Genomic DNA, 21,272 nt, shown 5'->3' with positions numbered 1-21,272 from the left:
GAAATCAGCTGCGAGGGAGTCTTTCCGTTTGTGGCCGGACATCGCACTGGAACCCTCTTGTTTTGCTTCCATCACGCAGGAGGCAGCGCTTCCGTCTATCGTGGATGGGTGGGGGTCAACCCAAGCATTGACGTGGTGCCGGTGGAGCTTCCCGGAAAGGCAACCCGTCGCCGAGAGAAATGGGTAAGCGACTTTGACAAGCTCGCCGATATGTGCGCAACCGAGATAGTAGATCTGGCGGCGGGCGCGCCGATTGCGTTGTACGGCCACTCCATGGGGGCAGCGCTGGCCTACCAGGTTGCTGCCTGCCTGCAGCAGATGCATCGGCCCACTATACCGGAAGCCGTGGTGGTGGCCGCACGGCAGGCGCCCGGAGAAACCGTGCCTGGGGAATACCACTCGTCAATGGGGTTCGGTGCGCTGCGCAGGGAGTTTGAGAAGGTAGGTGGCACACCACCTGAGATCCTTGCCAATGATGATGTGATGAAGCTGCTGCTCGCTGACATTCGTCGCGATTATGTGTTACACGAGGGCTTTCACCATGCAACCACGGTGCTTCGCTCTCCTGTGCTGGCATTGGCGGGGGATAGCGACCCAGCTGTCAGCCCAGAGATGCTTTCCCGGTGGGAAAATTTTACCAGCGGTAGTTTTGAACTGAAGGTCCTGCCGGGTGGGCATTTCTTCCCGCTCGATACTGGAACCGAGTTCCTCGACCTGCTTGCCGGTTTTCTAGCGGGAATTACTGGGAACACTGCCTGGTTAGCGCGGAACAATGCGTGATTGTGACTGTTAAGTAAAGAGGCCCCGATGACCGAACAAAAACCACCCATTACATTTAGGCAAATATCTCAACCTGCCCACCGGCAGATCACGGTGTCGCTGCTATTGGCGGTGCTGGCGGCGTTTTTGTCGCTGGTGCCGGTAATCGTGCTGGTTGAGCTGGTGCGCACCGTAATGCTGTCCTTCCAGGGAGAGCCGATAGATGCGTCAAAGCTGTGGCTGCTAGTCGCGGCGCTCATGGTGGCCACCGTCCTACATGGACAGGCAACCGTGAAGAGCCTCCAGGTAAGCCACCAGGCCGACGTCCTTTTGGGCGAGCACTTACGCCAGCAGCAGATTACCAAGCTGGGTAGGCTCCCGCTGTCTTGGTTTACGCGGACACCTTCGGGGACTGTGAAAACCTACATCGAAGACGACGTCACCAAGATCCACCAGCTCATCGCCCACGCGCCGCACGATTATTCGGCCGGTGTACTCGTACCGCTATTGAGCCTGGGATACATGTTCGTGGTGGACTGGCGGATAGGCCTGCTGGGCCTGGTACCACTGCTGTTGGCAGTGGCCACCATGCCGTTTATGATGCGCGAGTTTCAAGAAAAGGCGGAGAAATTTAAGTCCAGCCAGAAGCAGCTAGACGCCGCCGTCGTAGAGTTGGTGCGCGGCATCCCGGTTATCAAGGTGTTTGTTCCGGAAGGCTACGACGAGAGCATTTTCCTTAGTCGTTCCCGGAGTTTTGGTGGGTTCTATCTCGAGTGGTTGCACGCCACCGTACACCCCACCGCTTTGATGAAGATCTTCACCTCCACCGGGTTTGGCCTGCTGGTGGTAGCCGCGGCCAGCCCGTGGCTCATCACGTCTGCGGGCGTACCAGTGGCCGATGTGCTGGCAGCGTTTTTGTTCATCAACAACATCGCCGCGCCTCTGCTTATGCTTTCGCGCACTAACATCATGTTTTCGGAGGCGAAGGCTGCCGCGGCGGATCTCACCGAGTTCTTCAACATCCCGGTATTGCCGCCCGCTGCTGGCGGCAGGGAGCCTGCAAACGCCGGAATTGAGTTGAAAGATTTAAGCTTCTCCTACGTGCCGGACACCCCGGTGCTTTCCGGCATTAACCAAAAACTTACCGCCGGCAGCATCACTGCGGTGGTGGGACCTTCCGGCTCGGGGAAGTCCACGTTAGCCGCGCTCATCCCCCGGCTATTAGACCCCACGGAGGGGTCGGTGCGCATTGGTGGCGTCCCTAGTACTGATCTCCGATCTGACCAGCTCTACCGCAGGGTAGGGTTCGTCTTCCAGGACCCTTACCTTATGCGGATGAGCGTGCGGGATAACATTCGCCTCGCTCACCCGGAGGCCACCGACGCAGACGTGGTTCGCGCCGCCCGCGCCGCCCAGATTCATGAGCGCATTACCCATCTGCCGCGCGGCTACGACTCGGTGGTGGGAGAGGACGCGCAGCTTTCCGGTGGCGAGCAGCAGCGGCTGGCTATTGCCCGGTCCATCTTGCTCGACGCGCCGATCCTCGTGTTGGATGAGGCCACCGCTTTTGCGGATCCGGACTCCGAGGCCGCGATCCAGCGGGCCATTACCGAGCTGGTGGCCGGGCGCACGCTAGTAGTTATCGCACACCGGCTCCACACGATCACCGGCGCTGACCGGATCCTCATGCTGGAAAACGGTGAGGTCACCGAAGCAGGCACTCACGAAGAGTTAGTGGCGGCAGGCAAGGGCTACGCCACGATGTGGGCACGCTACCAAACCGCGCAGGCGGGCATCCAAGGGGAGGAAAAATAATGATCCGCACGCTCTATTCACTGGGCAGTCCGGCTGATCGTCGCCGTCTGGTGCTGGTCCTTACGCTAATTGGGATTTCCGCGGTGGCGTTGGCCATTGGCCTTATCCTCATTGCACTGTTTTTGGACACGCTGTTTAGCGAAGATCCCGCGCAGGCCGCAGCATGGTTGCCCTGGATCATTATCTCCGTCCTCGTCTACGCCGCCGCAGACTGGCCCACTGAGGTTATTGCCCAGGACCTGGGGCATGATTACGTGCTGCGCATCCACCGGCTTATCGCCGACCGCACGGCACAGCTACCCCTGGGCTATTTTGAAGAAGATCGCGCCGGCCAGATCGGTGTTGTAGCCACCAGCGGTGCGCTGTTTGCCGCTAACGCGCCGGCAATGATGCTGCGGCCCATGCTGCACGGTGCTGCCTCGGCCGGTTTGGCTTGCGTGTTTCTCATCGCCGTGGACTGGCGGCTGGGGCTGGTTACCGTTGCAGTGGCTGCCGTGGTGTGGTTCGCCTATAACCGCCTAATGCGGCAGTACCGCGTGGCAGAGCGCCAGAAGGGCGAGCGCAACGAGCACGGCGCCGCGGAGGTGCTGGAGTTCGCCCAGGTGCAGCCGGTGCTGCGCATGGCTGGGCCGGATTCGCTGGGGGAGCGCGCCGTGCGCGCCTCGATTCGAGAGCAGCTTAGCGCCCAGCAGCACACCCAGAAGACAGGTGAGATGATCATGGGTCGTCTGGCTTTAATCATCATGGTCGGTACCGTGGTCATTGATGCCCTGGCCACCGTGCTACTTCTCAACCACTGGCTAGAAGCAGGCACCTACATTGGCGTCATTGTGTTGGTGTTCATCCTGGCTCGCGTTGCTATGTCGGGCATACCCTACGGCGAGGGCTTGGAATCCGCGCGCAATACCTTAGATGAGATCCAAAAGATCCTCGATGCGCGGGTGTTGCCGGAGCCTGCGGTTCCGGCGGCGCCACGCGACTATGGCATCGAGTTCGATGGGGTGGGCTTTGGCTACGAACCCAACACCCCAGTGGTCCGCGACGTGAGTTTCCGCGTGGCGCCCGGAACTACTACTGCGTTGGTGGGTCCCAGCGGCTGCGGCAAGAGCACCTTGCTAAAACTTGCGGCACGCTTCTATGACGTTGACCAGGGGACCATCCGTATCGGTGGTGTGGATATTCGCGATCTTGGCTCCCGGGCGGTGTTGGATTCGCTGGCTATGGTGTTCCAATACGTGTACCTCTTCGAGGACACACTGTATGAAAACATCCGCCTGGGCTGCCACAATGCAACGCGGGAGGAGGTGCTCCGCGCAGCGGAGTTGGCCGGTGTCACCGAGATTGCCCGGCAGCTGCCGCAGGGGTTTGACACCCTGATTAGCGAGGGCGGACAGAATCTCTCCGGTGGTGAGCGTCAGCGTGTCTCCATCGCTCGTGCGCTACTGAAGGACGCGCGGATCGTGCTGCTTGATGAGGCGACTAGCTCTCTAGACGTGCAGAATGAGCACCTTGTGATGCGCGGTATGAAAACGCTTTCTGCCGAGCGCACCATCGTCGTCATTGCGCACCGGCTGCACACCATCCGCGACGCGGACCAGATTGTGATGATGAGTCCCTCCGGCACCGTGGAGTCTATCGGCAACCACGAGGAACTCATGGAGAGTTCCCCACGCTACCGCAGCTTCTGGGGTGAAAAGAGCGACGCCACCAGCTGGAAGCTGTAGGGACTAGCTGTCGCGGCCGCGTAGATACCGCACCGTGCGCGCCAGTGCGAGATCATCGCACGGTTCGCAGGCGGTAAGGCGGCCTTTTTCCACGCGCAGGAGAAGATCGCAGCACCGCGCCACCAGCTCCATGTCATGGGTTACTACCAAAACGGTCTTGCCCTGCCGGGCTAGGGCGTCTAGCAGGTGGGCCACCCGGTGCATGCGGCACAGGTCCAGCCCGCTGGTGGGTTCATCGAAGACGATTACCTCGCGCTCACTTAGGACTGCTGAGGCGATGGCCACGCGCTGGCGTTCGCCGCCCGAAAGCGACATCGGGTGCCGGGCCCGCTTGTCCGCGAGATCAAGTGCACCAAGCACCTCGGTAAGGCGCGCTTCGTTTTTCCCATCCGGTCCACTGGTGCCGATGATTACGTCGGACTCCACGCTCTCCCCGAAAAGCTGGTGGTTTACGTCCTGCATTACTAAATAGGACTGGCGCAGGCGCTGCCGGGGACCCGAGAGCGAGCGGTTATTGATGTCCACCACGCCGGTGGCCTTAGATTCCAGGCCAGTCAGAACGCGCACAAAGGTAGATTTTCCGGCCCCGTTGCGTCCTACCACGCCGATGACTTGTCCTTGCGGCAACTCCGTGTGGCTGATGCTCAGGGATGGCTCTGTAGCCTTGGGGTAGGTGAACTGTAGCTTTTTGAGCACCATCGTGCCACTTGAAGGGCGTGGCTCGCGGGTCACCTCGGGGACCTGCTGCGCTGAGCGCAAGCCCATGCGGTACAGTTCGGCCTTGTCTAGGGTGCGAAACTCCGAGCCGCTGAGATCATGAGCGATCTGCCCGTCCTGCATAACCAGCACTCGGTCCACGATGTCAACTAGGTAGGAAAGCCGATGCTCAGCGATCAGGACGGTGCGGCCCTGTGTCTTCCACTGCGCGACGATGCGGCGCAGCTCATCGACGGCGGCGAGGTCGAGATTTGATGATGGTTCGTCTAGTAGTAGTACCTGTGGGTGCATCGCGGCCACTGAAGCGCATGCTATTTTTTGTTTCTGGCCGCCGGAAAGTGTGAACAGGTGCCGGTCGAGGAGATGAACCATGCCGAAATCTGCGGAAAGTTCCCCAATACGCTGTCGAATCTCGTTGGGCGCCACGCCGAGGTTTTCGCAGCCAAAGGCGAGTTCGCTGGCTACTTCCAGCGTGAAAAATTGCGACTTGGGGTTTTGGAACACTGAGCCTACGCGTTCGGCGATGTCGTGTGGGTGGGCATGAGTGATGTCTTCGTCGTCCAGCAGCACCTCCCCCGAAATCTGGGCGTCGCAGAACGTGTGCGCCACGCCGTTTATCAGGCGTAGCAGGCTGGACTTACCGCAGCCTGATTCGCCACACACTAGAACTAGTTCGCCCTTCGCCACGGTGAGATTTACGTGGTGCAGCACCGGCTCCGCTGTGTTTTGACCATAGGATAGTGACACATCGTGCAGCTTTATCACGGCAGCATCACTATATTTACCAGTAGTAGGATCAGGGACACGACGAGCACGCTTATGACTATTGCGTCGCCTACGCGGAAGCCTATCTCGCACAGCGTGGTTCGTCGGCGAGGCGAGCCCAATCCGCGGGTCACTGCAGACATAGCCAGCTCGTTGCCGATGCTCACAACGGACGCCAACAGTGGCACAAAGCGGTATTCGAGCATAGCGATCGGGTTGCGCAGGCCCGAGATGCCACGCATCTGCATGGCGGTGCGGATATCGCGGTATTCCTCGAGAATCGTCGGGAAGAACCGGAACATGATGGACGTGGGGATGGTCAGGGCGTCGGGGCTCCGCATGCGCTGCATCGCGGCCATGAATTCGCTGGCCGAGACGGTGCGTAGTAGGTACCAGCAGCACGTGATGCCAGGGAGGATGAGCGAAAGCCCTGCGAACCACGTAGCGCACACGTCCACGATGATGTGGCGCTCGGGCAGGGCCTGTACCACCACCGCAGGAAAGCCGGCGAGCACCGCGAAGGTGAGTGCGTATCGCAGTGCAGCGGCCACCATGCCGGAGGCGAGGAAAAGTGCCCCGGGAACGGCAATGAGCATCCACCGGGCGGTGCTGCCCAGCGCCCCACTGGACCCGGCCGGTGAGATGAGCACCGAGGACACCACGAGGATGACCAGCACCGTGGTGCGTGGGTCCAGATGGAGTCCCGCTGTGTGCGTGCCTGATCCGGGCAAAGTGGGCGACATCAGGCGATTCCTGCTCGCTGGAAGTGCTTGGTGAAGATGCGCCGGCCGAGGATCCCGCCGAGGATCCCGCAGACGAAGGTTACTATCACAATGATGAGGAATAGCCAAGTCATCTGGCCAATAGAGGTGAGGCCATCCGCGAAACTAGCACCATATTTGGTCTGCATGCCGCTGCTCTCTATGTAGCGCCGAGTGGTGAAGAAAAGCGGAATATATGATGCGGTGGGTGACACTGCTATAAAGGCATAGGCGATCACACTGTGTATTGCGCTCGTATACTTGCCGGCGCGCAAAATTAACTCGGCAAACACGGCCATGACCAAGCTGAGCAGCAGTGGCCATATGCCTAAACCAAGCAGCAGGCTGGCGAGGCCGCTGAGAAGAAGGAATATGAAGACCATGCCGGGCTTGTGCACCTTGGCCAAGAACAGCATCATCGGGATGCCCAGGATGAGGGCCTGAACGCTGGTGATCATCACGTAGGTGATGGGGGTGATGCCGATGAAGGCGATGACCACGCCGGCTACCAAGTTGATGACGAAGAAGATGCCGATGTTCATCAGGTCGGTGATGTTCAGCCGTCCTGCTTTTGCATCTTTCGGGGTGGTGTGGGGAGTACTGGGCATGATGTTTCCTTTCAGATTAGGCTGCTTGTGCGTAGCACTGGGTTGGGGCAAGTGGCTTGTCAGGTGAGTGAAACAGGTGTGGCATGAACTCTAAATTTCGCCTTCTTCTACGTCGCTGCCGACGATGTCGGCGATCAGGTCGGACAATTCTCGGACCGTTGGATGGTTGAATACGTCACGTATGGAGATCTCTAATGACATTTCTCGACGAATCGAGTTAGTAAGCCGCACGGCCGTGAGCGAGTCGGCACCGATGGTGAAGAAGTCATCGTCGATGCTGATCTCCTTGGGCCCGAGGAGATCTTGCAAGATGGTAATGATACCCGAATCTCGGTGATTACGAGAGCGTTCCCTTGTTTGTGGTTGTTCAAAGGTTTTTCCTTCTAAACTCTTGCGATCAATCTTGCCGTTCCAAGACCGTGGTAGCCCATCAATGCGTGATATCACGCGTGGACGCATATAGGCAGGGAGAGACTCGGCGAGGTGGTTATTGAGTGCTGCCATGTTAAAGCCCTCATGCGTAACAACGTAGAGAACAATGCCATGGTCGTTGACAGCGACGCAATCGCGGAGTTCGTTGAATTTTCGTGCTGTTGACTCGATCTCACCGAGTTCGATGCGGTAGCCGTTGACCTTAACCTGACCGTCCTCGCGCCCCAGGAAGATGATGTGACCAAGGTGATTGTAGAGGGCCTTGTCGCCCATGCGGTACATTCGTTCGCCGGTGCGGGGGTGGGTGATGAATGATGCTGCGGTCTTCTCTGGGTCCTTCCAGTACCCCATGGCCAGGCCACGTCCGGCAATGTAAAGGTCTCCCGGCACATGCGTGGGTCGGGGGTTCAGGGCCTCATCGAGGATGTACATTCGCTGATTTGCCAGCGGCGTTCCATAGGGAATGCTGGTACGCGAGGCATCATCGACGCCTACCTCGTACCAGTTTGACCATATCGATGCCTCGGTAGCACCCCCAGCAGCGAAAACTGTGCAGTCCCGGAAGAGGGTGCTGACCTGGTAAGCGATATTTACAGGTATCCAATCTCCGCTGAGTAGTGCCGACCGTACGGAGGAACCAATGAGGCTCCGTTCGCGGAGGTGTTCCACGTACATCGAAAAAAGTGCTGGCACAGAGTTCCACAGCGTCACCGAGTGCGTAGTTACGGCATCTGCCCAGCACTGCGGATCACGTTTGTCTGCTGGAGATGGCAACACCAAGGTAGCACCCCGCGCGAACATCCCGAAGATGTCGTATACCGATAGATCGAAGTTTAGCTCTGAAATCCCCAATATCCGGTCGGTCGGAGTCACCCCGAGGCGTTCGTTGACATCGACAATCGTATTGACCGCCGACTCGTGGGTGATGGCTACTCCTTTGGGAGTGCCCGTCGTACCAGACGTGTAGATGACGTACGCAAGCGAGCTGGGTGTCGGACTCGATTCGCTTAAGGCCTGGTCACCTGGCCGATGCCGGGGGGTCTGCTGAGGGTTTGGTTGACAGTTTTCCTTCTGATTTTTAGGCCGCAAGGGATGCGGCTGGTTCCATGATTGTTTCGTATTCGATTGGTGTCAATTTACCCAGTGCTCGTTGCCGTCTTTTCCTGTGATATGTCCGTTCAATCCAGTGAGTGATCGCGGCAGATAGTTCACGGCGCCTGTTCCAAAAGCCACGATCAAGAACGTTCTTTTGTACAAGAGCGAAGAAAGATTCCATCGCAGCGTTATCCCCACACGCTCCAACTCTGCCCATAGATCCCTTCGCGCCGTAAGATTTCAGCGCGGCACGGAATTTTCTAGAACGAAATTGCGAGCCACGATCAGAGTGAATGATTACGCCATGGGGATTGCCTCGTTTCCTCATCGCATCATCGAGCGCCGCCACCACGAGGCGTGATTTCATCCGCCCACCGGTCGCATAGCCCACGATTCTTCGCGAGCACAGGTCTTTGATCGCACACAGATACAGCTTGCCCTCTTTGGTCCAATGCTCCGTAATATCTGTAACCCACGCAACGTTGAGCGCATCAGCGTGGAAGTGACGCTGTAACAGGTCATCATGTACTGGAGCACCCGACTTCTTCCCACGCGACTTACGCCTAGCGATCACCGAGAACACCTGAGCATGAGAACACAAACGCCATACTCGACGCTCAGAAATCTCTATCCCTTGATCATGGAGCTCGTCTGCTATCAGGCGGTAACCAAATTCAGGATCGTCACTGTGAATCTGGCGAATCTTGTCTATAAGTTCTACTTCTTGGGCTTGCCTGTCCGAAACTGGCTTAGCAGCCCATTTATAAAACGCTTGGCGGGAAAACCCCAGTACCCGAGCCGCTACCGTCACGGTCGCCTTACCTGCCTTGATCAGCTTTTCCACGGTCGGGAAGACCCTTTTGGGCGATCACCTCTTGAGACAGGTACGCCGCCGCTGCACGTAGCACTTCGTTTTCCATCTCCAACTCGCGAATCCGTTTCAAAGCCTGGCGCATCTCTTTAGCCACTACCGGATCAGCACACGGTTGCATCCCCTGAGCCTGCAACCTCGCATCAGTAATCCATTTTTGCAACGAGGAACGCGAGATCCCCAAATCAGCACACACCTGACGGCGAGCAACCCCAGACTCCACCAACGCCACGGCATCAGCTTTGAACTGCTCTGAATACAACTTCGACATAATCAACATCCTTCCCTGCCCCGCCCCAGCGAAACAAGCTAGACGTCAACCAAACCCTCAGCAGACCCAACAGGGCCATGATCCCGCGATCCCGCACCCCTGCTACCGGATTACTGCACCGGTGAACAAGCGGGGCCGGCCGGTGAGCGGATCAATAAACCCCAGCTCAGTACTGGTCAGGTGCATGGGTCGGGAATAGTCTTCTGCGTCTTCGTCGAGGATTGTGGGGTAGATGGTGTCGCCAAGGATGGGGACGCCGGCTGCGAGCATGTGGAGGCGGAGTTGGTGGGTCTTTCCGGTATGTGGTTTGAGGGTATAGCGGGCAAGGTCTATGTCGGTTCCGTGGAGGGCATGGAGGTGTTGTTGCGTGGGGGCGTCGATACGCTCAATGGTGGTGACGAGGGTTTCGGCGTTGGGGGGTGCGTCGATAATGTGGCCCTGGATTTCGCCGGCGGTTTTGGTCATGTGCGAGCGCCATACGGTACCGGGTGTAATGCTCGGGTTGTACTGTGCGGTGGCGACGTAGGTTTTGCGGACGTTTCGTTCGCTGAAAAGTGTTTGGTAGGCGCCTCGTACTCGTTTGTGCTTTGTGAACAACAATAGGCCGCTGGTGAGGCGATCGAGGCGGTGAGCGGGGCTGAGTTCGTCGATGCCAGTGCTGCGGCGTAGTTGGACAGTTGCGGAGTTGGTGATGTGTTTGCCGCGGGGCATCGTCGCTAGGAAGGGGGGTTTGTCGGCGACGAGGATGGTGCTGTCTTCGTAGACCACCGTGCAGCTGTAGGGGATCGTCGGTTCGGGGGCGGGGATGCGATAAAACCAGACGTCGTCGTTGGTGTGGAGTACGGTATCTGGGCTTGCAATACGAAACCGCGGTCCGATGATGACCTGGTCGGTCTCAAAGCGGCGCATGAGGGCCTCAGGGGTGTCATTTGGGTGGCGGTGGCGTTGCAAGGCAATGAGCTCCCAGACGAAGTCGTAGGCGGAGACGCCATCGCGTTGCTCTGGCACGCGCACACGGGAGGGGTTGAGCCCATCTTTTATTCCGAGCGGTGCATGTCCGCGGGGAATCTGTACTATCCTATCTGTCATGAATATTGATGCTATCGTGAACCCCCTCATGGACTTCTTTAGCCACGGCATTGGCGAGGTCATTGCGCGTGTCCTTCAGATCCTCTACACCTTCATGTACCCCTCTAACTCTCCGGCGGCTACGCTGCAGCAATAACATGTGATTTTTCCCGCACCCCACCCCTGAACTGGTTGTAACCAGTAGTGTGTGCCGGTCTTGCGCGCTATCATAGAAGTGTTTGGTGCCACAGTGAGGATTCTGTGAGTACCCGCTACCTCAAGCGTGGAAATTCCGCCTTGTGCTTGATAGAAAGGCTTTACAATGACTGCCGAAAACATCGTTGTCGTTGCTGTCGATGGTTCCGAGGCCTCTCAGAACGCCGTTCGCTGGGCGGCAAATACAGCCAACAAGCGTGGCGTTCCGCTTCGCCTCGCCGCAAGCTACACCATGCCACAGTTCCTCTACGCTGAGGGCATGGTGCCACCACAGGAGCTTTTCGACGAGCTCCAGTCCGAGACGATGGACGTGATCGAGGCAGCTCGCGTAGTTGCCCATGAGGTCGCCCCAGACATCAAGATCGGATACGTCATCGCCGAGGGAAGCCCCATTGATATGCTTCTCGATATGTCGAGTGACGTCACCATGATCGTCATGGGCTCCCGTGGTCTTGGCGGACTATCAGGCATGGTCATGGGTTCCGTTTCTGCAGCAGTTGTCAGCCACGCAGACTGCCCAGTGGTAGTCGTGCGAAGCGACAACCACGTCACCGAAACCAACAAGTACGGCCCAGTGGTCGTCGGTGTCGACGGCTCCGACGTGTCCCAGCGCGCAACCGAATTCGCCTTCGAAGAAGCACAAGCACGCGGTGCAAAGCTGGTAGCCATCCACACCTGGATGGACATGCAAGTCCAAGCATCCTTGGCTGGTCTGGCAGCCGCCCAGCAAGAGTGGGAGATCATCGAGAAGGAGCAAACCACCCTGCTCAAGGATCGCCTGCAGCCACTGCTGGAGCGTTTCCCAGACGTAGAGGTCGAAATGGTGATCACCCGTGATCGCCCAGTACGCGCCCTCGAGGACTGCGCACACAACGCACAGCTGCTGGTGGTTGGCTCCCACGGCCGCGGTGGTTTCCGCGGCATGCTGTTGGGCTCCACCTCTCGCGCGCTGTTGCAGTCTGCACCATGCCCAATGGTGGTTGTGCGCCCTAACGAAAAAGAAAACTAAAGGCCTAATCTCCTAAGTTTTTAAGCGCCGCCAATGTGCCCAGGGAGGGTATGTTGGCGGCGCTTTTGGGTAATGCGACAATTCGTAGCCTAATTGTTATGTAATCCTTATCACCCCAGTTCAGATATATTTATTCGTGATAACGAATTGATTGAGATGGCCACAAAGTGTGGGTTTTCCTACATGTTATCTGAAAGAAAAACAGTCCCCGCCTACTGTGGAAATCAAAAACCACCGCGCTCGGATTCGAGGGCGGCAACAAAAATCTCAAGGAGGACAACATGCTCGGACTAGGAATTATCGGCTGGATCATTATCGGCGGCCTCGCAGGCTGGATTGCATCCAAAATCAAGGGCACTGACGCCCAGCAGGGCATTGGACTTAACATTATCGTCGGCATTGTTGGCGGTTTCTTGGGCGGTTGGCTATTGAGCCTCTTCGGAGTTGACGTTGCTGGCGGCGGCCTCTTCTTTAGCTTCTTTACCTGCTTGCTAGGCGCAGTCATCCTGATCAGCTTGGTGCAGTTGGTTACGCGAAAGAAGTAACGCAGCAGCGCTTTTTAGGTGAATGCTCACGAGGATTTTCTCCTCGTGAGCATTTTTGTACCTTAAGGCGAGTTTTTGGGAGTGCTTCTTGGGGAAATGCAGGCTTAGGGCACAAAAATTGCTCACAGGTCCCGCAGCACACTCCAGCGCACCCAGCCGCGCGCGCGACTCAAAATGCTGATTCAGCCACAAAAGGTGAATAGACTGATCTGTTCAGATATAGTGAAAAGCGTTTGTATTTTTCGTAGAACTTCTGGAAAGGAAGTGGATCGCTTTGGCCGAGGCGAAAAGCACGAAGACGACGAGTCGTCGACGTAACCGTCCGAGCCCTCGTCAGCGCCTATTGGATGGCGCAACGCAGCTTTTTACCACCGAGGGAATTCGGGTGATCGGCATTGATCGCATTTTGCGTGAGGCTGATGTAGCCAAGGCGAGTTTGTACTCCCTGTTCGGGTCCAAGGACGCGCTGGTTATTGCGTACTTGCAGAACTTGGATGAAAAATGGCGTGAGCAGTACTATGCGCGCACTGCGGAGATGGGTTCGCCAAGCGAGAAGATTCTCGCGTTTTTTGACCAGTGTATTGATGAGGAGTCGCTGAAGGATTATCGCGGTTCGCATTTTCAGAATGCTGCTAACGAGTACCCGCGCCCAGAGACTGATAGTGAGCGCGAGATCGTGTCGGTTGTGATGGAACATCGCCGGTGGTGTTTGGAGACGTTAACTCAGTTGTTGACGGAGAAGAACGGGTATCCCGGCACTGTTCAGGCTAATCAGTTGATGGTTTTTCTGGATGGTGGTCTTGCGGGTTGTCGTCTGAATCGCTCGGTGGAGTCGTTGGAGACTGCTCGGGATCTTGCGGTTCAGTTGTTGTCGGCTCCTCCGGCTGATTACTCGATTTAGGATCAAGGCCCTTTTTAGTGGCCTTTTTCTTTTTGTATTTTGCTACACGTCGGGCGATTTTTTCGATGCGTTCGGCATTTTTTTCGTTGTTGATTTCGTTTTCAGCTTCGCGACGTTTCTCGCGGATGGCCTTCTTGCGGGCTTTTTCGGCTTCTTTTTCTTCGCGGACTTCGTTTTTAATGTCGCGGGCCTGTTGGCGTAGCGCAGCGATTTTCCAGGGTTGGACGAGGCTGCGGTTGCGGAGGCGTCGTAACGCCTTCTTGCGGGACTTTTTTACCACTACGCGTTCTGCGCGCTGGGCACGACGCTCGGCTTGGAAGGCTTTGTGATCGCTGTCGTAAGGGTATTTCCACCATAGGGCGAGGAACATGCCGTTGTTTTGAATGAGGGTCCACAAGTTGTTGGTAACCCAGTACAAGCATATAGCGGCAGGGATTGGGCCAAATATGCCGGCCTGGAGCAAACCGATGGGGGCGACAAGAACCATGGCGATGAGGAAGCGGTACATGCCCACCGCAAATTCGGAGTCGTGGTCGATGGAGTAGCGGGTTCGCAGCGTGGAGACGATCATGTTGATCGTGGTGAACACGCAGGCGGCGATGATAAGCGGCAGAACAAAGGCGTGGATGGTGGGCTGGTCGGTACCAAGGTGTGCGAGCTGCTCTGGGGACATCGAGTTATAGGCGGGCAGTGGCACGCCGAAGAATCGGGTGTCTAGAAATGAGCGCACGTTGTCGGAGGTGAGCAGGCCGATGGGTTCGTGAACGGTGGCGTCGAGGCCCTCTTTGGGGCGTGCCATGCGCAACAGCACCTGGTAGAGGCCCAAGAACACGGGCACTTGGATCAATGCGGGGACGCAGCCCGCGGCGATGCTGTAGCCGTATTCTTCTTGGATTTCTTTTTGGCGACGTTTCTGCTCAAGGATGGACTCCTTGTCGGTGCGCTCGGCGAATTCCTCTTTGAGACGCTTGATTTTGGGGCGCATCATGATGGCGAAGCGTCCGGACTTGAACTGCATCCACGAGAAGGGAGCAATGATGGATCGGACTGTGACCACCAGTGCGAACAGCGACGCTACCCAGGCCTGCGACTGGGAGACGCCAAATAGATCTGCAAATATGTAGTGCCACAGCCGCATCACACCGGATACGGGATAGATAAACATCTCAAGCACGGGGAAACTCCGATCGGGACGTATCACGAACAAACAGACTTAAATGGTACGCGCAATCGGGCTGTAGAGGGGAAATGGTGGGCTGCGCTACGATTGTGGGCACACCAACCTAAAACAACGATAAGGAATGTATGAGTAGTCCCGTGGTTTCTCCCGAGCAACACCCCACGGCGCGGCGTCGTCCGCGGGTGACGGTCACGCAAGTGATCGGGGAGCTGCTACTCACAGCAGGTGTGCTGTTTTTTCTCTTCGCTTTCTATGAGGCGTATTGGACCAACATTGAGGCTGGTAAGGCCCAGGCTGCGGTGAGCGACAAGATGGATGACCAGTGGAAAGAGCGGGTGAATCCGCGTAAGAAGCTCACCCCTGAGTTGGGTGAAGCGTTTGCGCGTATGTACATTCCGCAGTTTGGTTCGGATTTCCAGTTCGCGATCGTGGAAGGCACGACGGATGCGGATCTAGAGGCTGGTCCTGGTCATTACAATGACACGCAGCTGCCGGGTGAGCGTGGCAATTTTGCGGTGGCTGGTCACCGTGTGGGCAAGGGTGCGCCTTTTAATGATCTGGGCAACTTGAACGTGTGTGATGCGATTGTGGTGGAAACGCGCACGTCGTGGAGCGTATATCGGGTTATGCCGGTGGATTCTTCTGGTCAGCAGCGTTACGACGAAGCCATGGGGTGCTTTACTCCTGAGCAAGCTGAGCGGATAACGCATGGCGATTATGAGCATGTTAATGGCCGGTTTATTACTACTCCAGGTGATGTGTCGACAATTAGCGCGCTGCCGGAGACGGATGTGATCGAGGCGGATCCTGGGATGGAAGGCATTATGACGATGACGACCTGCCACCCGCAGTTTTCCAATGCGGAGCGCATGATCGTGCACGCCATGCTGACTGAGCACTTCCCTAAAAACGGGGACAATAAACCAGCAGCGTTAGAGGAAGGCTAAAAACAATGTATGGATTTTTGTGGCATCTCATCCCTGGGCCGCGGCTAGCCAAGGTGATTATTGCTGTCGCTGTGGTGGTGGCAGTGTTCTTCCTGCTTATGGAAGTAGTATTTCCGTGGGTTTCGGCGATAATGCCGTATAACGACGTGGCTGTGTAAAACAAAAGAACTCGCCTGTGGCAGGAATTACTGCAGGCGAGTTTTGTTATTGGTGAGCTGCTAGGCGAGTGCCTTGCCTACCGCCTCTGCTGCTTGGAGCTTGCGGATGCGGCGTTCTTCGCCCACGGCGACGATCATGAGCAATACGATGCCGATGGTCAGTGCGAAGTAGAAGACGGTAAAGACAGCACCCCATCCGTGGAGGAGGTGTCCGAAGACGGTGAGGCCTTTTTGCTCGGGGTCTGCGATGGCGGCGAGGCCGACTTTGGCCATGGAGTCGCCAAAGAGGTAGCCGAAGGTACCGGTCATACCGTTAGCCACGCTGATTGCGCGCTTAGGCACGAAGCCGACGAGCGAGACACCGATGAGTAGCTGGGGTCCGAAGATCAGTGCGCCCAAGATGAACAACGAGAGGTTCACCATGGTGACACTGCTGGCGTTGCGGTAGAGCATGACGGCGAAGTAGATCGTGAACAGGCAGCCGATTGCCACGATGGCGCGGCGACCTTTGAGCAGGTCGGAGACGTAGCCCCATAGCAGGCTGGCTACCAGTGCGCCGATCTCGAAGTAGAAGATGGTGTTCACGGCGTCGCCCTTGTCAAAATGGAGTTCCTCGGTGACGTAGAGCGGTGCCCAGTTGTCGATACCAATGCGGACGATGTAGACGAAGACGTTGGCGATACAGAGCGTCCACAGCCAGGGGTTTTTCAGCACGTAGTTAAGGAAGATTTCGCGCTGGGGCATGGTTTCTGCCTGGGAGTTTTCTGCTTCCACAGCTTCGCCGAAGATTTCCTCGCTGCGGTTCCAGCCCAGTTCCTCGGGGTCGTCTTTGCCGACGAAGAGGCCGATGATACCGATGGTGAGGCCGATCAGTGCTGGGAAGATGAACATGCCGACGACGTTGCCGCCGAAGAATACGTTAGCGCCCCAGAGCGCTAGGCCACCGGCGAGTGCGCCACCGACGTTGTGGGAGGCGTTCCACAGGCCTAGGTATTTGCCGCGTTTGGTTCGGGGTGCCCAGCGAGAAATCGTCGAATAGGAGGCGGGGCCGCCGGCGGATTGGAATAGACCGTTAAGGCCCCACAAGACGATAAAGATGCCGATAACTGAGCCGAAGTAGCTCAGCAGCAGGCCCATGAGGAGGACCATAGTGGAGGCGCAGATCAGTAGAGTAGAGATGATGCGCTTGGAGTTGTGGCCGTCTACGAAGTAGCCGACCAAGGTTTTGCCGATGCCGTAGGTGATGGAGAAGGCGAGGCCGATGTAGCCCAGTTGGAGGGTGGTGAGGCCGAAGTCTTCTTTGAGCATCGGCTGTGCGGCTTTGAAGTTGTTCCTGATGAAGTACATCGACATGTACACGAAGAACACGACGAAGAACGCCTTGAGGAACTGTCCCAGCCACATCTTGCGTTGTTGCTCGAGTGGTATTCCTTTGTTGGGGATTTTCTTGAGATCGAACACGCTGAACATATCTGAATCGTTACAGAAAATATGTTGCTTCACAAGATTGAATATCATTGCCAATATGCAAAACCGCAGGTCGCGTCGTTTAAAAATGTGAAATCTCACATAAACAAGAGTCCGTTTTGTCCGATTGGGGGGTTAGAGATCCAATCGGACAATGGCCTCCTTAGCCATCAGCTCCGCCTTCAACGACTGCTGCTGGTTACTCCACACCACCACAGCAACAGAACCCTTTTGTACGGCATACACCGCACCCTCCTCATGGCCGGCACGGCCACCCGACCAGCCCTCCGGCGTCTCGGCAGGCTCGGTGGTATCAATAGGGGCCGCCCAATCAACCACCCGAATGGCCTCTTCCTCAGAAGGCATGTGACGCACCATCACCGTGGCCTGCGGGGCCTCGGGATAAGACCAGAACACGCACGCGGGGGTATCAAAACGCGTATCCACGCCTTGACCCGCCATGCGCTGGCCATTTGTGTCGGCAACCCACTGGGAATCAAGATACGGACACTCCTCGAACCCCTCGCGGCCCTGGGGCGGCATGGGGAGGGCGTCGAAAGGCAAAGCGGAATCGTGCACCACCGCGGGATCGGCGGGGGCAGGGGCGCCGGAAACCTCGTTGGAGCTAGGGGTGTTCTGGGGAGAACAAGCAGATAGCAGCACGGACACACCCAACGCCGCAGCAGGCAGTAATGTACGTTTCATGCAGTCAAGCCTAGATACTGAGAAGCTCTCAGGCACATCACACCTCACCGACACGGGGCAGCTCGACGTTTCCCACCACTCTGGACGCCCTGGGGCCGCGCTGTACTACCGCTCCATGAACGTGCTCACCAGCGTGTTGCTGCTGGTATCGCTCGCGGGCGTGGTCAGCTTGGATCGTCGTAGCGCTATTGTCGCGGTCATCCTGAGTGCGCTTTTTGCCCTCTTCTACGCCGTGGCCGCTGTCAGCCGACGCCGCGCCATGTGGACCAAAGCCATGCTGTTGGTCATTCTCACCGTGCTGTGGGTCTTTATGCTGCCCATCATTCCAGTGAGCATCTACATGGTCTTCCCGCTGTTTTTCCTCTATCTGAGGGTGCTGCCAGATATTCGCGGCATTATTTTGGTGGTCGGAGCGACGGCGATCGCGATTACCAGCCAATTAGCACAGCTCACCATTGGTGCGGTGATGGGGCCGGTGGTGTCGGCGTTGGTGGTCATCGCTATTCATTTCGCGTTCGAAGCGATCTGGAAGGGTGCGCGTGAGCGCGAGGAGCTTATCGACGAACTCCTAGCCACCCGCAATCAGCTGGCAGAAACGGAACGCGCCGCAGGTATCGCCGCAGAGCGCCAGCGTATCGCCCACGAGATTCACGACACGCTCGCTCAGGGGCTTTCCAGTATCCAAATGCTGCTGCGCGTTGCCGAGCAAGACATTAAAAAGTCAGGAATGCCGGAAGCCGAGCAACAAGCACCCTTGCGTCGCATGGAGCTTGCACGCTCGACCGCCGCAGAAAACTTAAGCGAAGCTCGTGCCATGATCGCAGCATTGCAACCAGCAGCGTTGAGCAAAACCTCGCTCGAAGGGGCATTGAATCGGATCGCGGAGCACGTGGTGGGCCCCGAGATCAGCATTGAGGTCGACGGCGAGGAACGCCAACTGCCCATGCGCGTTGAAGCGGCCTTGGTGCGTATCGCCCAAGGGGCGCTGGGCAACGTCGCAAAGCATTCGGGTGCCACGCATTGCCACCTCACCCTAAGTTACGGGGAAGAAGAAGTGCGTCTCGACGTAGTGGACAACGGCCATGGCTTCGACCCCGAGCAAGTAGCCCAACGCCCTGCGGGGTTGGGGCACGTGGGCATTAGCGCCATGCAACAACGCGCTGCGGAACTAGGCGGGGAGCTGGTTGTGGAGTCGGAACCTGGTCAAGGAACCGCGGTGTCGATGGCGTTGCCTGTAGACATCGAGGAGATTCATTCAAAAGATCAGGATCAGTGTTAGCAATTAGTTGTACAGCTGCGCTAGGTTAGTGAGAAGGTACCTGCACGCGCAAGCACATAAAAGAAGGGGCGTGGAGAACGCATGATCCGAGTTTTGCTCGCTGACGATCACGAAATTGTCCGATTAGGTCTTCGAGCCGTGCTCGAAAGTGCTGAGGACATTGAAGTAATCGGTGAAGTAGCCACCGCTGAAGCAGCCATCGCAGCAGCACAAGCAGGCGGTATCGACGTGATCCTCATGGATCTGCGCTTCGGCCCAGGCGTGCAGGGGACAAAGCTCACCAGCGGTGCCGACGCAACCGCCGCCATCCGACGCCGGATGAACAACCCACCAGAGGTACTCGTGGTGACCAACTACGATACCGACGCGGACATCCTTGGCGCTATTGAAGCCGGCGCCCTTGGCTACATGCTCAAAGACGCGCCCCCAGAGGAACTGCTGGCAGCAGTTCGTTCGGCGGCAGAAGGCGACACCGCACTATCGCCCACCGTGGCTAACCGCTTGATGTCGCGAGTACGTGCCCCACGAAATTCCCTGACCCCACGCGAACTCGAGGTACTCAAGCTGGTTGCCGATGGCTCTTCCAACCGCGATATTGGGCGCAGGCTGCTGTTGTCTGAAGCAACCGTAAAAAGCCACCTCGTGCACATCTATGACAAGCTGGGCGTGCGCTCACGTACCTCGGCTGTGGCTATCGCACGAGAACAAGGCGTGCTGTAACGAGGCATAAAAAATCACCGCAGCAGAGCTGGTTGTGCTCCGCGGTGGTGATATTTTTTTAGCGTTTGGTGGACTTGAGGAACGCCTCGATCACATTCGACGGGATTTTTCCACGATCAGCCACTTGATAGTCATGTTTTTGGGCCCACGCACGAATCGCCTTGGGGTCGTAATGTGTCGACTCGTCGACCTTAGCTCGGTGCGCCTTTTCTATGAAGGGCGCTAAAGCGTCCTCAAATTTTTGGGCATTATCGGCGGAAAGATCCAACACGTAATTAATGCCGTTGACGCCAAATCGCACAACATGAACCTGATCTTCGGTCAGTGGGGTGTTGTCAATATCGTCAAAGTACTGAGTGATTTCACGACGTGCCATGGGGGAAGAGTCCTTTTCAAAAGAAATAATTGGTTTCTATAACATGATAGAACGATTTGGCATTCCCCAAAATAAAAAAGACAGAATTTTATTTATTTGGGTGTGAAAAGTCATTAATGGGGTTGCTTCTCATGGAGAGAAGCAACCCCGCTGGCCACATTATTCGCCGATTTTATCTTGGATTTGGCGCGCTAATTGGTCTAGATCATTAGCAATGCTGCGGTGGCTACGCTGGCGCAGTTCGGGAGTCATGTATTCGGCGTTATCCACTGCGAAAGTGAGGTCGTCGAGCCGCTGCTCTACATCAGCTACAAATCCCTTAGGCAGCGACGATACTTTCACCGAACCGCGGATTCCCTCAATACGAGCCTTGAGCTCAGCGCCATGGCCGGCGAAGCGCGCAAGATCGGAAGGGTCGATACCAAGACGCAGCGCGCGCTTGGTATTTGCCTGCTCTTTAGCCAAGGTAATTCCGCGATAAATGAGCGGCAACACAATAGGGGCTAAGGTGCGTGCAGCGCCGGCGTAACGCAAGACATTATCTTTATTAAATTTGCCAGCCTTGAGTTGTTCCAAAGTAGTTTTGGCGAGTTTCTCTTCGTGCTTACGCTTCGCCTTGAGGCCCTTGCGTTCCTCTTTCAAGAGAGCTTTTTCTTGTTGTGCGAGAAGTTTATTTCTTTTTATTTCCAACTTCGTGGCGTCTTTAACTTCTTGGCGGGCCTTGGCCTTAGCTGCCTTGATTTCTGCTTTAGTTTTCGCGCGAGCCTTACGGAAGGATTCGAATAGTCCCATTATTTCATCCTTATCGAATACGTGAGCCATTTTTATTGAGGGGCACAAACCATAAACCAATGCCCAGTTCAATTCCACACTACCCGCGTTC

The 21,272-nt window shown here is 56.9% G+C and carries 21 protein-coding genes and 1 pseudogene; 11 read left to right on the top strand and 11 right to left on the bottom strand.

The features are described from left to right. Positions 1-30 precede the first annotated feature (30 nt). The 3 genes from ABMV07_RS13120 to ABMV07_RS13110 are packed head-to-tail and all read left to right on the top strand — an operon-like array spanning position 31 to position 4,298. On the top strand, positions 31-780 hold the full coding sequence (locus tag ABMV07_RS13120; RefSeq protein WP_014303361.1) for a thioesterase II family protein: 750 nt from the start codon (positions 31-33) through the stop codon (positions 778-780). A 27-nt stretch (positions 781-807) separates the two neighbouring features. After that, positions 808-2,574: an ABC transporter ATP-binding protein gene (locus ABMV07_RS13115; RefSeq protein ID WP_197692158.1), complete on the top strand. Its 1,767-nt coding sequence runs from the start codon at positions 808-810 to the stop codon at positions 2,572-2,574. Next, positions 2,574-4,298: an ABC transporter ATP-binding protein gene (locus tag ABMV07_RS13110; RefSeq protein ID WP_014303363.1), complete on the top strand. Its 1,725-nt coding sequence runs from the start codon at positions 2,574-2,576 to the stop codon at positions 4,296-4,298. The genes ABMV07_RS13115 and ABMV07_RS13110 overlap by 1 nt, the downstream gene beginning before the upstream one ends. A 3-nt stretch (positions 4,299-4,301) precedes the next feature. Here the strand turns inward: ABMV07_RS13110 and ABMV07_RS13105 are convergent, their stop codons facing one another. The 6 genes from ABMV07_RS13105 to ABMV07_RS13080 form a co-directional block, all read right to left on the bottom strand. Continuing rightward, positions 4,302-5,780, bottom strand: coding sequence for an ABC transporter ATP-binding protein (locus tag ABMV07_RS13105; RefSeq protein WP_014303364.1), 1,479 nt, complete (start codon positions 5,778-5,780; stop codon positions 4,302-4,304). Beyond that, positions 5,777-6,631 (bottom strand): energy-coupling factor transporter transmembrane component T, encoded by an 855-nt coding sequence (locus tag ABMV07_RS13100; RefSeq protein WP_234807149.1) that lies wholly within the window; start codon positions 6,629-6,631, stop codon positions 5,777-5,779. Before ABMV07_RS13100 ends, ABMV07_RS13105 begins: the two co-directional genes overlap by 4 nt. Further along, on the bottom strand, positions 6,523-7,149 hold the full coding sequence (locus tag ABMV07_RS13095; RefSeq protein WP_014307391.1) for an MptD family putative ECF transporter S component: 627 nt from the start codon (positions 7,147-7,149) through the stop codon (positions 6,523-6,525). Before ABMV07_RS13095 ends, ABMV07_RS13100 begins: the two co-directional genes overlap by 109 nt. A gap of 90 nt (positions 7,150-7,239) precedes the next feature. Then, on the bottom strand, positions 7,240-8,670 hold the full coding sequence (locus tag ABMV07_RS13090; protein ID WP_234917927.1) for a non-ribosomal peptide synthetase: 1,431 nt from the start codon (positions 8,668-8,670) through the stop codon (positions 7,240-7,242). After that, positions 8,660-9,818 (bottom strand): IS3 family transposase gene (locus ABMV07_RS13085; protein ID WP_374065019.1). Its coding sequence is split into 2 segments (ribosomal slippage): positions 8,660-9,544 and positions 9,546-9,818, totalling 1,158 coding nucleotides; the frame shifts between segments, so codons are not numbered across the junction. Before ABMV07_RS13085 ends, ABMV07_RS13090 begins: the two co-directional genes overlap by 11 nt. Positions 9,819-9,920: 102 nt before the next feature. Beyond that, positions 9,921-10,970, bottom strand: coding sequence for a pseudouridine synthase (locus tag ABMV07_RS13080; protein WP_097784525.1), 1,050 nt, complete (start codon positions 10,968-10,970; stop codon positions 9,921-9,923). On the opposite strand from ABMV07_RS13080, the gene ABMV07_RS13075 reads away from it, so the two are divergent. The 4 genes from ABMV07_RS13075 to ABMV07_RS13060 all read left to right on the top strand — a co-directional run bounded on the left by ABMV07_RS13075 (position 10,906) and on the right by ABMV07_RS13060 (position 13,557). Continuing rightward, positions 10,906-11,043, top strand: a complete 138-nt coding sequence (locus tag ABMV07_RS13075) for a hypothetical protein (RefSeq protein WP_162841374.1) — start codon at positions 10,906-10,908, stop codon at positions 11,041-11,043. The two genes, ABMV07_RS13080 and ABMV07_RS13075, sit on opposite strands and share 65 nt — an antisense overlap. Before the next feature lie 165 nt (positions 11,044-11,208). Continuing rightward, positions 11,209-12,111 carry a universal stress protein gene (locus tag ABMV07_RS13070; RefSeq protein WP_196977407.1) on the top strand — a complete coding sequence of 301 codons (903 nt, stop codon included), beginning with the start codon at positions 11,209-11,211 and terminating at the stop codon, positions 12,109-12,111. A 281-nt stretch (positions 12,112-12,392) separates the two neighbouring features. After that, positions 12,393-12,656: a GlsB/YeaQ/YmgE family stress response membrane protein gene (locus tag ABMV07_RS13065; protein ID WP_004567434.1), complete on the top strand. Its 264-nt coding sequence runs from the start codon at positions 12,393-12,395 to the stop codon at positions 12,654-12,656. 274 nt (positions 12,657-12,930) lie between these two features. Further along, positions 12,931-13,557: a TetR/AcrR family transcriptional regulator gene (locus tag ABMV07_RS13060; RefSeq protein ID WP_088267109.1), complete on the top strand. Its 627-nt coding sequence runs from the start codon at positions 12,931-12,933 to the stop codon at positions 13,555-13,557. Here the strand turns inward: ABMV07_RS13060 and yidC are convergent. Beyond that, positions 13,487-14,695, bottom strand: a pseudogene (gene yidC / locus ABMV07_RS13055) (membrane protein insertase YidC); the annotation flags it as partial. The gene ABMV07_RS13060 and the pseudogene yidC sit on opposite strands and share 71 nt — an antisense overlap. A gap of 167 nt (positions 14,696-14,862) precedes the next feature. Between yidC and ABMV07_RS13050 the strand changes: the two are divergent. Beyond that, the gene (locus ABMV07_RS13050; RefSeq protein ID WP_010935720.1) at positions 14,863-15,684 is read left to right on the top strand and encodes a class E sortase; all 822 of its coding nucleotides are present in this window, start codon (positions 14,863-14,865) and stop codon (positions 15,682-15,684) included. Between the two features lie 5 nt (positions 15,685-15,689). Next, positions 15,690-15,842: a hypothetical protein gene (locus tag ABMV07_RS13045; protein ID WP_088267111.1), complete on the top strand. Its 153-nt coding sequence runs from the start codon at positions 15,690-15,692 to the stop codon at positions 15,840-15,842. 60 nt (positions 15,843-15,902) lie between these two features. Here ABMV07_RS13045 and uhpT read toward each other — a convergent pair whose 3' ends face one another. Both uhpT and ABMV07_RS13035 read right to left on the bottom strand, forming a co-directional pair. Next, on the bottom strand, positions 15,903-17,312 hold the full coding sequence (uhpT, locus tag ABMV07_RS13040) for a hexose-6-phosphate:phosphate antiporter (RefSeq protein ID WP_196977410.1): 1,410 nt from the start codon (positions 17,310-17,312) through the stop codon (positions 15,903-15,905). A 132-nt stretch (positions 17,313-17,444) separates the two neighbouring features. Further along, the gene (locus ABMV07_RS13035; protein ID WP_234917948.1) at positions 17,445-17,969 is read right to left on the bottom strand and encodes a DUF2020 domain-containing protein; all 525 of its coding nucleotides are present in this window, start codon (positions 17,967-17,969) and stop codon (positions 17,445-17,447) included. Between ABMV07_RS13035 and hrrS the strand changes: the two genes are divergently transcribed. Further along, a complete protein-coding gene (gene hrrS, locus ABMV07_RS13030; RefSeq protein WP_197692233.1) occupies positions 17,851-19,293 on the top strand; it encodes a heme-responsive two-component system sensor histidine kinase HrrS in 1,443 nt (480 codons plus the stop codon). The two genes, ABMV07_RS13035 and hrrS, sit on opposite strands and share 119 nt — an antisense overlap. An 81-nt stretch (positions 19,294-19,374) precedes the next feature. Further along, positions 19,375-20,013: a heme-responsive two-component system response HrrA gene (gene hrrA, locus ABMV07_RS13025; RefSeq protein WP_088267113.1), complete on the top strand. Its 639-nt coding sequence runs from the start codon at positions 19,375-19,377 to the stop codon at positions 20,011-20,013. A gap of 58 nt (positions 20,014-20,071) precedes the next feature. Here the strand turns inward: hrrA and ABMV07_RS13020 are convergent, their stop codons facing one another. After that, positions 20,072-20,389, bottom strand: coding sequence for a histone-like nucleoid-structuring protein Lsr2 (locus tag ABMV07_RS13020; RefSeq protein WP_088267114.1), 318 nt, complete (start codon positions 20,387-20,389; stop codon positions 20,072-20,074). Positions 20,390-20,548: 159 nt separating this feature from the next. Continuing rightward, complete coding sequence (locus ABMV07_RS13015; protein ID WP_088267115.1) at positions 20,549-21,181, bottom strand: DUF6474 family protein; 633 nt, start codon at positions 21,179-21,181, stop codon at positions 20,549-20,551. Positions 21,182-21,272: the final 91 nt, after the last annotated feature.

It is taken from the genome of Corynebacterium belfantii (genome assembly GCF_041898185.1).
Classification (GTDB): Bacteria; Actinomycetota; Actinomycetes; order Mycobacteriales; family Mycobacteriaceae; genus Corynebacterium; species Corynebacterium belfantii.
Note: the sequence above shows the minus strand (reverse complement) of the source record. Positions and strands in the feature narration are given on the sequence as shown.